This window comes from Mucilaginibacter sp., from assembly GCF_036383575.1.
GTDB lineage: Bacteria > Bacteroidota > Bacteroidia > Sphingobacteriales > Sphingobacteriaceae > Mucilaginibacter.
The window spans coordinates 1-15,114 of record NZ_DASVOB010000797.1 but is presented as its reverse complement, the minus strand read 5'-3'; the positions used below and the strand labels follow the sequence as shown (position 1 = coordinate 15,114).

8 protein-coding genes and 1 pseudogene are annotated in these 15,114 nt (G+C 43.1%); 8 read left to right on the top strand and 1 reads right to left on the bottom strand.

Going from position 1 to position 15,114, the window contains the following annotated elements:
• The 4 genes from VF500_RS28390 to VF500_RS28375 all read left to right on the top strand — a co-directional run.
• Nucleotides 1-1,625 (top strand): SusC/RagA family TonB-linked outer membrane protein (locus VF500_RS28390; protein WP_330862882.1); only part of this gene is annotated, 1,625 nt, incomplete at its 5' end.
• Between the two features lie 27 nt (nucleotides 1,626-1,652).
• Nucleotides 1,653-3,317 (top strand): RagB/SusD family nutrient uptake outer membrane protein, encoded by a 1,665-nt coding sequence (locus tag VF500_RS28385; RefSeq protein ID WP_330862881.1) that lies wholly within the window; start codon nucleotides 1,653-1,655, stop codon nucleotides 3,315-3,317.
• Between the two features lie 94 nt (nucleotides 3,318-3,411).
• Nucleotides 3,412-4,926, top strand: coding sequence for a glycoside hydrolase family 28 protein (locus VF500_RS28380; protein WP_330862880.1), 1,515 nt, complete (start codon nucleotides 3,412-3,414; stop codon nucleotides 4,924-4,926).
• Between the two features lie 90 nt (nucleotides 4,927-5,016).
• Complete coding sequence (locus VF500_RS28375) at nucleotides 5,017-5,958, top strand: glycoside hydrolase family 43 protein (protein ID WP_330862879.1); 942 nt, start codon at nucleotides 5,017-5,019, stop codon at nucleotides 5,956-5,958.
• Between the two features lie 216 nt (nucleotides 5,959-6,174).
• Here the strand turns inward: VF500_RS28375 and VF500_RS28370 are convergent, their stop codons facing one another.
• Nucleotides 6,175-7,065 (bottom strand): AraC family transcriptional regulator, encoded by an 891-nt coding sequence (locus VF500_RS28370; RefSeq protein ID WP_330862878.1) that lies wholly within the window; start codon nucleotides 7,063-7,065, stop codon nucleotides 6,175-6,177.
• Between the two features lie 436 nt (nucleotides 7,066-7,501).
• Between VF500_RS28370 and VF500_RS28365 the strand changes: the two genes are divergently transcribed.
• The 4 genes and pseudogenes from VF500_RS28365 to VF500_RS28350 all read left to right on the top strand — a co-directional run.
• Complete coding sequence (locus VF500_RS28365) at nucleotides 7,502-8,932, top strand: arabinose isomerase (protein ID WP_330862877.1); 1,431 nt, start codon at nucleotides 7,502-7,504, stop codon at nucleotides 8,930-8,932.
• Between the two features lie 151 nt (nucleotides 8,933-9,083).
• Nucleotides 9,084-11,630: a glycosyl hydrolase gene (locus VF500_RS28360; RefSeq protein WP_330862876.1), complete on the top strand. Its 2,547-nt coding sequence runs from the start codon at nucleotides 9,084-9,086 to the stop codon at nucleotides 11,628-11,630.
• A 17-nt stretch (nucleotides 11,631-11,647) separates the two neighbouring features.
• A complete protein-coding gene (locus VF500_RS28355; RefSeq protein WP_330862875.1) occupies nucleotides 11,648-14,425 on the top strand; it encodes an alpha-L-rhamnosidase in 2,778 nt (925 codons plus the stop codon).
• Between the two features lie 174 nt (nucleotides 14,426-14,599).
• Nucleotides 14,600-15,114, top strand: a pseudogene (locus tag VF500_RS28350) (ABC transporter substrate-binding protein); the annotation flags it as partial.

Here is a 15,114-nt window from a genome sequence, read left to right as displayed (position 1 = left end):
AGGGACAGTATGATGATACCTTTACCAAACAGCAGGCAGGCACAAAACCGGCATCGGGTCAGAGCAGCACCAATCAGTATATCAATTATACCTGGGAAAACCTACTGATCTATGATGCAGTGATAGGCCGGCATAAATTTGATGTTACCCTGGGTAATACCTTTGAGTATCATCAGCAGGACTATTCTTCCATTTACGCGCAAGGCTTGCCTTACCGTTCCCTGTGGTACAACCTGGGCTCAGCAACAACGATCACCATCAACGGGAACGCGATAGCTCCGATAACCACAGTTGGCAGCGGCTATTCGCAGCAAAACCTTACTTCTTACTTCGGAAGGGCCAATTATACATTCAACAACAGGTATCTTTTTACGGCAACCTTCAGGGCAGATGCCAATTCGGTGTTTGCACCAGGTCATAAATGGGGATATTTTCCGTCCGGTTCTTTCGCGTGGATAGCCAGCGAAGAGTCTTTTTTAAAAAACATCCAGGCACTTAATTTATTAAAGTTCCGGTTAAGCTACGGAAAGTCGGGCAACGCATCCTCTGTTGGGCCTTATGCTACCCAGGCAACCGTGGGCCAATCACCTTATGATTTTAACGGTGTAGCGGCCAGTGGATTTGCACCAAATTTCGGTAACCAAAACCTCACCTGGGAAAAAACGGACGAATATAATGCAGGTATGGAAGTAGGTTTATGGAAAAACCGCATTGGTTTAGACATTAATTTATATCGTAAAACCTCTAAAGGATCCATACTCAATCAGCAGGTGCCTCCCGAAAATGGGTATTCGAGCCAGACAACCAACCTGGGCTCAGTCAGGAACCAGGGCGTTGAAATCAGTTTGAATACCGTCAATGTTCGCAGCAGTAAGTTCAGCTGGACCACCAACTTTAATTTCGCAGCCAACTGCAATAAAATTCTGCAATTATATGGAGATGGTAAAAATGATATCGGCAACGCATGGTTTTTGGGTTATAAAGTAAGGGAGATCTATAATTATAAAATTATAGGCGTATGGCAAACCAGCGAAGCTGAACAAGCCGCTGTGTATAGCGCCAAGCCCGGCCAGTATAAAATTCAGGATGTAAATAACGATGGTAAAATTGATGCAACTAACGACAGGCAAATATTAGGCAGCGGTATCCCTAATTGGTTTGGGGGATTTACCAGCACCATTAACTACGCTAATTTTGATTTTAGCTTTACGGTTTACACCAGGCAGGGTACTTATGAAAATAGCGTATTCCTGGAACAAATGTTAAACGGCGACCAAAACAGGGCCCGTTTCGGGGCTTTTGACAGAAGCTATTGGACACCTACTAACCCGAGCAACCAATGGTCAAATAAAGCAGTAAACCCTTCCGATCCGGCAAACACGATAGCGCAGTTTCAAAATTCATCTTATACCAAAATAAGCAATATCACTTTGGGCTATACTATTCCCAAAAACATCTTAAGTAAGGTAAAGATCAGCAACCTGAGGATTTATGTTGACGCCTTTAACCCTTTTATATTTAGCAAGTTCATTGGATGGGATCCCGAAAACCCGAGCGGAAACTCTGCGCTTAACCAGGATTTCCGTACGCGCACCTTTATACTCGGTTTGAATTTAACGCTATAGTCGATCATCATTTTAACATAACCTGTTATGAAATATATCAATAAAAAATACGTGGTGCTCAGCTTAGCCTTGGTGCTGCTCAGTATCACTGCATGTAAAAAATATACGGATGAATACAATCCACAGAGCCGTACAGCCGAAACCTATTACAATACTTTTGCCGGTTTCGAAGACTTAACCAAGTCAAATTATGCACCATTGAGAGGTATCGTCAATTTTACAGGTCTTTATTACCTGGGAACAGACGCTTTTTCAACACCCAGCATCAACGACTCCAACGGTGAAAATTTATATAATAACAATCTTAATTCTGCCAATGGCGATGTGGATGGTTATTTGAGACAACTGTACTCGGCCATCAATATTGCTAATAACACGCTGTATTGGGCTACACAAGTAAAAGATGGTAGCGCCACAACTATCAACACGAGGGTTGGCGAAGCCAAAGCACTGAGGGCCTATTATTATTACCTGCTCACAGAAACATTTGGCGATGTGCCTTTGGTATTAACACGCACAACTACCATCAGCCTGATTTTTACACGGACGCCGGAAAAGGACGTGTACAGCCAGATCGTACAGGATTTAACGGATGCTATAGCGGCCTTACCCGCTACAACGGCTGATTTTGGGCGTGTTACCAAAGGGTTTGCACAGCACCTTTTAGCTAAAGTTTACCTTACAAGGGGGTATAAAAGTTATGGCGGCGGACAGGCTGATTTTCAACTGGCAGCCACTACGGCAGAGGCAGTTATTAACTCCGGTACATATAGTTTAAAAACAAAGTATGCCGATCTGTTTGATCCCTCAATAGCAAATTTCCAGGTTAATCCGGAGGTGATTTTCTCCGTACAGTACAGCACGAACGCGGCTACCAACAGTGCAGGCAACTCTTTGCAGCAATATTTTATGTGGGATACCCAAAATACGGGTCTGGTTGGGCGTAGCACCTTTTACGGAAAGACCAACAATTCTACAGCGCTTGACCCGTATTGGTTCAGCAATTTCGATAAAACCCGCGACAGCCGCTACCTGGCTAATGTTTATGATGTAGTGTACGTACAGGTGGCCGGTTCATTTAACAACAAGTCTTACGCTGTTGGCGATACGCTGTTATATTATCCTGCTGTTGCATTTACGCCTGAACAGAAAGCGGCTAAAAAATATATTGTGATCAACCCGGATGAATATCGCACGTCGCCATTTTCAGCGGGACTGCGTTCTTACCCACAATTTAAAAAATTCCGGGATCCATTTGTTACCGCTTATGTGGACAATGGCGGAGCGAGGGATACCTATGTGTTTCGTTTAGCTGAAACCTATCTGATCGCAGCCGAGGCTTATCTTAAAGCTGGTAATACGGCCAAAGCGCTTCAATATTTTAATGCGATACGTGCAAGAGCAGCTAAACCAGGGAACAATCCCGATACGGGACTTTCGTATGCTACCGAAATGCAGGTAAGCTCCTTAACCATTGATGATATACTGGATGAAAGGCTAAGGGAACTGACGGGCGAAGAGTTTAGATGGCTTGAACTGAAGAGGACAGGAACATTAGTACGGCGTACGCTGGCTTATAATGACGAGGCAAAAGCCGCAAATGCCTTAAAAGCCGTTCATTTATTAAGGCCTATTCCACAGGCGGTTATTGATCTCAATCGTGCTTCATTTCCGCAAAATCCTGGATATTAATTATTGATACCCCCAATACAAGCCCGGCCGGTTTAGGGTCTTGAACCGGTCGGGTTATTAATTTATAGGCTCTTGTAAACTTACTATCTCATATATGATAAAAAAACAGTTGTATACTTTGCTGCTTGTTTGTGCCGGCCTTAACAGTTTTGCGCAAAAGGATTTTAACATTTTGCGTTACGGTGCAAAAATGAGCTTGAGTTATAATAATACTGCCGCTATTCAAAAGGCGATTGATGCTGCCGCAGAGAAGGGCGGGCGCGTTATTATCCCCCCAGGTAATTTTATTACCGGACCACTCATGCTTAAAAGCGGTGTTGATTTACATCTCGACGACGACGCCATGTTGCTGGGCAGTACCAAACGTATGGATTACGGTGAAAGCGGTAACCCGCTTATCTCCGCTGTAAATCAGCATGATGTTGCCATAACAGGCAAGGGGATAATTGATGGGCAAGGGCGTGAGCTTGTGGAGAATGTTTTATTGCTGTTGCGTGAAGGTAAAATGCACGACAGGGAATGGCTGCTTAAGCGTCCCGGTGAAAATAGCCGCCCTATGATCATCTTATTTAAAGGCTGTAAACAAGTAAAAGTTAATGATATTACCATTAAAAATTCGGCTGCCTGGGTGCAAAGTTATAATGGCTGCGATGGCGTGTCTATCGATAACATGAAGGTTCAGAGTACCGCTTATTGGAACAATGATGGTATTGACGTAGTTGATTCAAAGAACGTAAAAATAACCAACAGTTACTTCAATGCTGCCGATGATGCGATCTGCCTTAAGTCAGAAAGTGCCGGGAAAAGTTGCGAAAATATCATCGTCGAGAACTGTACACTTCGTTCAAGCGCCAGTGGGTTTAAACTGGGTACCGGCTCGCTTGGCGGCTTTAAAAATATCCGCGTCAGCAATCTTGTTGTTTATGATACTTACCGGTCGGCCGTAGCACTGGAAACTGTAGACGGTGCTTATTTAACAGATGTAAATATCAGCCACGTTACCGGTAAAAATATAGGTAATGCCATTTTTATCCGCCTGGGGCATCGTAATAAGGATGAAAGGTACAGTACCATAAATAATATCTTGATTGATGATGTTAAGGCCGACGTGCCTAATGCTAAGCCTGATATTGGTTACCCTGTTGAGGGGCCGCCACCCAAAGTAGCCCCACATAATCTTGTGCCTGCTTCTATAACCGGTTTGCCCGGCCACCCGGTACAAAATGTAACCCTGAAAAATATTGAGATTATCTATGGCGGCAATGCAAGAAAAGAGATAGCTTTCATTCCTACCGATTCATTGGCCAAGGTAACGGAAAATCCTGCTGGATATCCCGAGTTTACCATGTTTGGCGAACTACCTTCATGGGGCTTATATACCAGGCATGCTTCGGGTATCAATATCAGTAATTTTAAAATAAGTTTAAAGCAGGATGACTTTCGCCCGGCTATGGTTTTTGACGATGTTGCCGGATTGAATTTAGAAAAGATTGATGTGCCTTTATCAGCCGCATTACCTGTTGTTGTTTATAAACAAGTAACACAGTTACAAACTCAAGATCTGATTATTCCTTCAGGTGATAAGGCAATTGAAACTAAAAATAAATAACCCGTTATAACAACATATTGCCCCACGTTTAAAGTAAAAAAAGATACGATAGGTAAATCATCACAATCTATACATCGTTGTATAACAATATTGATATTTGCTTTACTTGCTGGTTTGGCGACTCCGGTAAAAGCCCAAAGTATAGGGAATGCCCCGGCCTATATCTTCACTTATTTTAAAAATAACGGCGAAGATGGCCTGCATTTGGCGTATAGCTACGATGGCTTGAAATGGAATGCTTTAAATAAAGACAGTGCTGTTTTAACGCCCAAAGTTGGAGAAGATAAGCTCATGCGCGACCCTTGTGCTATTAAAGGGCCCGACGGACTTTTTCATATGGCATGGACAGTGAGCTGGAAGGAGCGGGGCATTGGCTATGCTTCGTCTCCTGATATGATCCATTGGTCGGAACAACAATTTATTCCGGTGATGGCGCATGAGCCCTTGGCGCAAAATTGCTGGGCTCCTGAAATTATCTACAGCAAGGCCGATAACAATTATATGATCTACTGGGCTACTACTATCCCAGGCCGGTTTCCTGAAACGGATCAAAAAGGTGAAAAAAATCACCGCATCTATTATGTTACCACCCGGGATTTTAAAATCTACACCAAGGCGTTATTGTTATATGAGCCCGGTTTTAATGTAATTGATGCTACCATTCAGCAGGACGGCAACCGTTATGTGATGTTCCTGAAAAACGAAACAAAAAAACCTGTAACCGAAAAGAATATTCGTGTTGCATTCAGCAAATATCTTACAAAGGGCTATAGTAAAGCCTCGGAACCAATAACCGGTAAGTACTGGGCAGAAGGGCCAACGGCAGTTAAAATAAATAATAAATGGGTAGTGTATTTTGACAAGTATACGGAGCATCAATACGGAGCCGTAGAGTCGGCCGATTTAAAGAATTGGACAGAAATTTCCGCTCAGCTAAAGCTACCTGAAGGGATCCGTCATGGTACTGTATTAGCCATTAACAAGCCTGAGTTGGATTTACTGATCCGTTATTTCAATCAGGATAACAAATAAGAAGCTGTTTAAATTTGATTGTTTTAAATGTAGAGACGCATTACATGCGTCTCCCGCTTGCAATTTCCGACGGAATTAGAAGCCTTTTAAATTGGCTTGTCCACCGGCAGACGCATGTAATGCGTCTCTACAAAAAACTTTCCATTCGTTTTTAAACAGCTTCTAAGAAACAGAAACTATTGTTTGTGAGTGGCCCTGTTTTAACCCTGCCTGATCTCAATCATATTTCTTTAAGCCGATATTCCGGTAGTTAACCGGAGTGAGGCCTGTCTTCATTTTAAATAATTTAGAAAAATAGGTTACCGATTCAAAATTTAAACGATAGGCGACGCTTTTAATTGAATTTTCAGGGACCAATAAAAGTTCTTTTGATTGCTGGATCTTTAGCTGAATGAGATACTGGTTTGGCGCCATACCGGTATATTGTTTAAAGGCCTTTCTGAACCAGGAATAGCCAACTTTTAGCTCCTCGGCAATTTCCTCCGGCGTAATGTGCTGATTCATATGGTCGCGCATTAAAAAACGGGCTTTATCCATAATAACCTGGATATTATTCCCGTCCTGAAATGAAGCTTTCTTCAGTTCCGCATGAATGATTCCAAGCAGATGTACAGAAGCGCCCGCGATAAGTGGTTGGTATCCGGGTTTTTCGCTTTTTGTGATGTTAATAATTTCTGTGAACAGATTAAAAAGTGCGTCTTTAAGCCCGATATTCAATATCGGTTTCTGAACACTGAAAAATTTATTCAATATAAAATTTTCCATGATCTGCCCCTTTATTCCTATCCAGTATTCATGCCAGCCGGTATCTGAATCGGGTTTGTAACGATGCCGTTCATTCGGAAATAGTAGTATAATGGTACCTTCCTGCACTTGGGTGAGTTTGCAATGTTCCGATTCAAAGATACCCGACCCCTGGGTAATGTAAATGATCTGATATTCATGTAATACACGACCATTTTTCCATGTAAAATAATATTTTGACGGATGATCTTTACTCGGATACACTGTTGACCGGGGAATATGCGTAAAGCCTGTGTTAAGAACGGTTAAGCCCCATGCTTCATCATCCTGGTTTACGGGTAAATATTTGCAATAATTGGTCATAATGGCAATGGTCTTAATATACTGCTCATCGCTGCACAGCTTAAGTTGCTGCTAATAAGTGTTTATACTACAAATAACGGCTAAAATAGAGCGATTCGGAAAAAAAGCACCCCATTTATCATTTTGTATAACTGTTTTATCAAAATAGACCTATTTAAGGGATGCTATTCGGATAATTTTGACATATAAACCAGTTAGTGTTAAACCAACGCAAATACGCGCTTCTGATCAATTTTAACCATTATAACCTTTAACAATTGTGAATCATGAGGGGGGGCAGCTTTCAAATAACGGAAATATCAAATTTATCAAAGCGGAGAACAATCAAATGATCTATGAGCTTAAATCAGGAAATTATCATTTTACCTGTGCCGGTTATTAAGTATAACATCAAAGCAGTTAAGTAATTTTTAAATAAATAAAATATACATATTACATGCAGCATAGCACATTAAAAATAGGACTGTTTGCCATTGGCCTGGACGCTTACTGGGAACAGTTTGATGGATTAAAAGAGCGATTGGAAGGCTACCTTGCTGTGGTAGAGGCAAAGCTGGCGGCTATTCATCCCGAAATCATAAACCTCGGCCTGATCGATACTCCCGGAAAAGCTTTTTCTGCAGGCAGCACTTTCCGAAAGGAGGATGTTGATATTATTTTCCTATATGTTACCACCTATGCGCTTTCATCAACAGTACTACCAGTAGTACAGCGGGCCAAGGTACCGGTCATTATTTTAAATCTTTCGCCGCAGGGAGCCATTGACTATACCATGTTTAACGCGATGGCGGACCGTACCCGGATGACAGGGGAGTGGTTGGCTTATTGTTCGGCCTGCCCGGTGCCGGAAATTGCAAATGTCTTTTCACGTACAGGTATCAGATTTCACCAGGTTACCGGAATGCTGCACAACGATACTTCTTGCTGGGAAGAGATAGAAGAATGGGTGGAAGCAGCGAAGGTGGTCAACATTATGGCATTTAACAGGCTGGGCTGCCTGGGGCATTACTATAGCGGCATGTTGGATATCTATTCGGACCTTACGCTGCAATACGCCACATTTGGAGGGCATATTGAGTTGCTTGAGGTAGATGAATTAGCGGATCTGAGAAAAAAAGTTACCGCCGGCGAGATAGAACACAGGGTTCACTTGTTTAAGGCGGAGTTTGAGGTCACGGATTCCTGTACAGACGAAGAGCTCCGGCGCGCGGCGCGCACGTCTGTAGCGCTCGATAAAATGGTTGAGATTCATCAGTTAGGTTCAATGGCTTATTACTATAAGGGTACCGGCAATTTCGATAATGAAGACACGATCAGCTCTATAATTTTGGGCAATTCATTGCTTACAGCCAGAGGGATACCTGTTGCCGGCGAATACGAAATAAAAAATGCGCAAGCAATGAAGATCATGGACAGTTTTGGCGCGGGCGGCTCTTTTACCGAATATTATGCGATGGATTTTAATGCGGATGTTGTACTGATGGGACACGATGGGCCAGGACATATTGCAATTGCCGAAGGAAAAACAAAAGTGAGACCGTTGCAGGTATACCACGGCAAAGTGGGTAAGGGCCTTTCTGTTGAGATGTCGGTAAAGAACGGACCCGTTACGTTGCTGTCGGTAGTGGAACAGACTGGAGGCAAGCTTATGCTGCTGGTAGCCGAAGGGGAATCAGTTACCGGGCCTATTCTTGAAATAGGAAATACCAATAGCCGCTACAAATTTCCGTTGGGGGCCCGCAAATTTGTAAATGACTGGAATAGTTATGGCCCTGCACATCATTGTGCTGTGGGCATAGGGCATATCGCTACTAAACTAAATAAGCTGGGCAAGCTGCTTGGTATAGATGTGACACAAGTTTGCTAATACCATAACATGTTAGGATTTACGGAGATCGAAAGGGGAACAAAAAATGGTGCTCCCACCGATGTCAACGGTAAATTTAAGATCCAAGTGGGCCATTCTCTTTTTTAAATTAAAAATCGCAAAACGTATATCAGGCTATTAATCATAACTAATGAGACTATTTTACAAAACGCCCCCATCTGTCATATTTAAACCGGTTTTACACCTGCTGTTAATTAATCTTATTTGTTTCAACGTCAGCGCGCAACAGCGGCCTGCTCAACCTGTGGCCGAGGCTTTGGTGCCTTCAGATCCGGCAGAGGTATTTAATCATCCTCCGCAAAGCGCCGGTCCGGGTGTGTTATGGATGTGGATGGGAGCGAACCTGAGTAAAAAAGGCATTACCAAAGATCTGGAGGCACTGAAGAAGGAAGGCTTTACCAGCACAACCATGTTTAGTCTTGCTGATGTTACTACACCCTGGGCCGGTAATATTAATAAAAGCCCTACTCCGGAGCTTATTTCCTGGACAGAGCCTTGGTGGAAGCTGGTACGCCATGCAGCCGAAGAGTCAAAAAGGCTTGGAATGGATTTTGGGATGTTTAATGGACCTGGTTATGAATCAAGCGGTGGTCCGTGGATTTCCCCAGAAATGTCAATGCAGGAGATATGCTGGTCTACAGATACGCTTTCCGGAGACAGGCACATAGACCTGGTTTTAAAACGCCCTAAAGTAAAACTGCGTGGGCACACGCCTTATCCTGTTTATAATCCCAATACCGGGTTGGTGGAGATTCCGGAAATAGCCTCAAGACAAACCTATTATAAAGATATCGCAGTACTGGCTATCCCGGCCAATGGAGTAGTGCCATTAAATAAAGTGATAGACCTTACCGGTAAAATGCAGCCCAACGGACAGGTAAACTGGGACGTGCCTACGGGAAAATGGATCATATACAGGTTTGGGCATACTACTACAGGTACCTTGATCCAGCCGGCGCAATGGCAGGCTACCGGTCTTGAATGCGATAAAATGAGTAAGGAAGCGGTGAGTTTTCACATGGATCATGTGGTGGGTGAAATTCAAAAACATCTGGGCGATTTGGTAGGCACCGGGTTTAAAAGCGTTCATTTTGATAGCTATGAAGCCGGTTATCCCACCTGGACACCAAAAATGAAAGAAGAGTTTGCTGCCCGGAGAGGCTATGATCTTACACCATACCTGCCAACTTTTGCAGGGCGTACTATCGGCACCGACAGGCGCGACTCTGTTTTATTTGCAAAGGATTTTGATGTTACCGTTAAAGATCTGTACCGCGATGTTTATTTCGCAACTGTGGCCAAAAAATTACGTGAGGCAAACCTGACCTTTTTATGCGAGCCTTATGGTGGCCCATGGCGACAGGATGAAGTTATGCCTTATGTAGGTACTGTTATGACCGAATTTTGGACATTCGGCGGCAACTATTCACCTTATGAATTGGTGCCCACCGTAGCTGCTTTGAGGCGGTCAGGGCAAAATATCATAGAAGCGGAAGCTTTTACCAGTGACCCGAGGGACGCCAAATGGGATGAAACGCCGGAGTGGTTAAAACCGATCGGGGATGCTGCTTTTTGTGATGGAGTAAACCGCATGGTCATACATCGGTTTGTACAGCAACCCTGGGACGATAAATATAAACCAGGATTAACCATGGGAGAGTGGGGCACGCATTTCGACCGTACACAAACCTGGTGGGAACCCGGCAAAGCAATGGTTCAGTATTGGACCCGTTGCCAGGCTTTATTGCAGTGGGGAGGGATCGCAGCGCCTTCCGCAAACGATTTTATAGCTAAAGATGTTACCGGCAAAATAACGGTAAGGCACATCCACCGCAAACGTCTCCAGGCAGATGTATATTTTGTAGCTAACGTATCGCGAAATACGGGTACAGCGGTTTGCAGCTTCAATGTGACAGGCATGCAGCCCGAATTATGGGAACCGGTAACCGGAACTATGCGAGATCTACCACAGTTTAAGACCGAAGGAGTGAACACTACAATAGCGCTTGATTTTGATAAAGCGCAAAGTTTCTTTATTGTATTTCGCAAAAAGGCTACAAACGCAACTCCTGTAAATGAAGCTAATTTCCCTGCCCGAAAAGAGGCTTTAACAATTACAGGAAACTGGCAGGTGAAATTTGATGAGAAATGGGGCGGCCCGGTAGCACCCGTAACGTTTACATCACTGCAGGATTGGACTTTGCAACAAAACCCCGGTATCAAATACTATAGCGGCATGGCGGTTTATAAAAAAAACTTTGATGTTCCTGCCGGTTCAACTGCCATCACTTCAGACAGCTATCTTGATTTAGGCAATGTAAAAAACATTGCACGTGTTTTTATCAATGATAAAGATCTTGGCGTAGCGTGGACTGCACCCTGGACAGTGAAAATACCGGCCGGTCTGCTTAAAAACGGCGGGAACAAACTGGTGATCGAAGTTACAAATGTTTGGGCCAACCGGCTAATAGGCGATGAACAGGAATTTGCAGATTGCGAATGGCTACCCGGGCACAGGGAAGGACATTTCTTAAAAGAATTTCCCGATTGGTTTTTAAATAATAAGCCGAGACCATCAAAAGGGCGATTCTGTTTTACTACCTGGAATTATTTTGATAAAAATTCTCCCTTACTACCTTCCGGTCTAATGGGGCCTGTAAAAATCATGCAACAATAAAAATAAGCTAAAGAACAATGGCGCGTAATTTTCTTTTAAAAACCCTTGCTTTCTCCTTGTTGATCTTCGTTGCTTTTAACGCTGATGGACAGGTAGGCGTATCAGCATTAAAATGCGAATACAAACAATATCCGGTTGGTTTAGAAAACCAAAAGCCCCGTTTTGGATGGATATTATCATCAAAGCAACGTGATTGTTTGCAAACTGCCTATCGTGTGCTTGTTGCCGACGATTCACTGTTATTGCAAAAAAATATTGGTAACATTTGGGATTCGGGAAAGACACAGTATGATGAGTCGATCCAGGTAGGTTTTGCAGGAAAAAAACTCTTAGCAGTAAAAACATATTACTGGAAGGTAATGGTCTGGGATAACCATGGCGACGTATCTCCATGGAGTAAACCCGCGAAATGGCAGATGGGTTTATTAAATACCGGCGACTGGAAAGGCGCTCAATGGATAGGTTATAATAAAATGCCTGATTCGCTTCGCATTGTACCTGCCATAGATAATCCCGGCGACAGCAGGTGGAATAAAAGCAACGATATTTCACCTCTTGTTCGAAAGGAATTTAAGATAAACAAGCGGGTTAAAAAAGCTACTGTTTTTATAACCGGATTGGGGCAATTTGAATTGAATTTAAACGGCAAAAAAATAGGGGATCACTTTTTAGACCCAGGTTGGACCCAATATTCCCAACATGCTTTATACGTTACTTTTGACATCACCAGCCAACTAAAAACAGGTGATAACGTTTTGGGTGTCATGCTTGGTAACGGATTTTATTACGTACCGGGCGACAGGTATCATAAACTTAAAAGTGCATACGGTTATCCAAAAATGATTTGCCGTACCGTAATTGAATATACCGATGGTACAATTGGCAATATTGTTAGTGATAACACCTGGAAAGCTGCTCCCGGGCCGGTAACCTTCTCCAGTATTTATGGCGGAGAGGATTATGACGCCAGGCTGGCACAGCAAGGTTGGGACAGCCCGGGTTTTAATGATCATAAATTTAAACCAGCGGTAATTGTTGACGGGCCTCCTTTGCTGGAATCACAGCAGCAAGAACCGCTGAAAATACGTGACGAGTTCGCTGTAAAAAAACTTACGCAACCTAAACCCGGGGTATGGGTTTATGATATGGGGCAAAACGCGTCTGCTATTCCTTTTATAAAAGTAAAGGGCAAACGCGGCGCGGTAGTAAAAATAACGCCAGCCGAATTATTAGACGATAAGGGTATGGCTTTGCAGACAGCCGTTGGTGCACCGGTTTATTTTAACTATACTCTCAAAGGCATAGGAGAAGAAGCGTGGCATCCGCAATTTATGTATTACGGGTTCCGGTATATCCAGGTTGAGGGCGCTGTGCCTGATAAAAAAGAAAATACGACAAGTTTACCTGTTATTACCGGTATCAAAAGCTTGCACACAAGAAACTCGGCAGCTACTATCGGCACCTTCAATTGTTCTAATGAGTTGTTTAATAAAACATTCAAACTGATAGACTGGGCCATCAGGAGCAACACCGTCAGTGTTTTTACTGATTGTCCGCACCGTGAAAAACTGGGCTGGCTGGAAGAGGCTCATTTAGTGGGCAGTTCCATTCGCTATAATTATGATATCGCAACCCAGTGTCGAAAAGTGATCCGGGATATGATCCATTCACAAACAGGCGAAGGCTTGATCCCCGATATAGCACCTGAATATGTGCAGTTTGGTGGTGGCTTTCGTGATTCGCCCGAATGGGGCAGCAACGGTGTAATTATGCCCTGGTATGTGTACCAGTGGTATGGCGACAAAGAAGTGCTGAAAGAAAGCTATGATATGATGATCCGTTACGTGGCTTATCTTGAAAAGAAATCAAAAAATCATATCCTGTATTTTGGCTTAGGCGATTGGTATGATATTGGTCCGAGGGATCTTGGCCCCTCGCAGTTGACACCCGGTGGCATTACAAGTACGGCAATTTATTATTACGATCTTACTTTGATCTCGAAAATCGCCAGGATTCTTGATAAAGATGACGATGCAAAAAAATATGAAGCTTTAAGCGCAGAAGTTAAAAAGGCTTATAACGATACTTTTTATCATAAGCAAACTTATCAGTATGGTTCAGGAAGCCAGACAGCTAACTCGATATCTATATTTATGGGCCTGGCCGATGATGCCGATAAACCAAAAGTGCTGGCCAACCTGATCAATGATATCCGGAACCATAACAACGGAATTACCGCAGGGGATATAGGTTACAGGTACCTGCTGAGGGTTTTAGATGAAGCGGGCCGATCTGATGTTATATTTGATATGAATAACCGTTCAGATGTGCCCGGATATGGTTATCAGATAGCGCAGGGTGCAACATCGCTTACCGAATCATGGCAAGGTAACAGGATCTCATCTAACAACCACTTTATGTTGGGCCATTTAATGGAATGGTTTTACAGCGGCTTAGGAGGTATCTCTTCTGATACCGGGTCAACTGCTTTTAAACATATCATCATCAGGCCCGAACCTGTAGGTGATGTAAAAAACGCGAAAGTGAAGTTTTTATCGCCCTATGGCATAATAGCTAATGAATGGACAAAAACTAACCGATCATTTGTGATGAAAGTAGTTATACCTGCCAATACCCGGTCAACAATTTATTTGCCTGCTAAAGCGGGGAGTGTTATTACTGAATCCGGTAAAAATGTAAAAAACAGCAATAGCGTCAGGTTTCTGAAACTCGAAAATGGAAAGGCTGTATTAGCGGCAGGGGCGGGCAAATATTCTTTTACGGTAAGTAACTGACAAGCTATTTTGTTCAGAAATAGCAATTTTTAATAGATACACACGAGATTACATGATATCTAAAGCATTTTTAAGGCATTTTATTTTAGGAATTACGTTGATTTTTTGCGTAGGTAAACTAAATGCGGAGGAACGTTTTCAGGCAGGATATAAACATCAGATATATTGTTATTTATGAAATTTTTAAGATTCTTGTTGACCGGTTGGTTGCTTCTGACATCCGCGTTATTAGCTTATTCGCAAAATATCAAATGGCTTGAAGTAGAGCCCGGTATTTGGAAAGGCATTGTTGGTAAGCCCGAAAGTTTCGACCTGTTAAAAGCGTCAGGGGCTGTTGCGGCCCATCAAGGTCTGTCAGATATGGGACAGGCCAAATTTCCCATGGCTGAAGCCAATATAACCGCAAAAGTGACAGACGGTAAAACGTACCTGCATTTTCCCTTATCCAAAAACGAACAATTATATGGGTTTGGGTTAAATTTTCAAACCGTGCAGCAACGCGGTAAAATCCTGACTTTGCATGTAGATAATTATGAGGGAAAAGATAACGGGCGTACCCATTCACCAACGCCATTCTATATTTCATCAAACGGATATGGCGTTTTTATTAACAGCGCGAGGTATCTTCAGGTTTACGCCGGTACTGCTGTAAGGACCGACAGCAAGAATCCTCCCGTAGCGCAGGATCG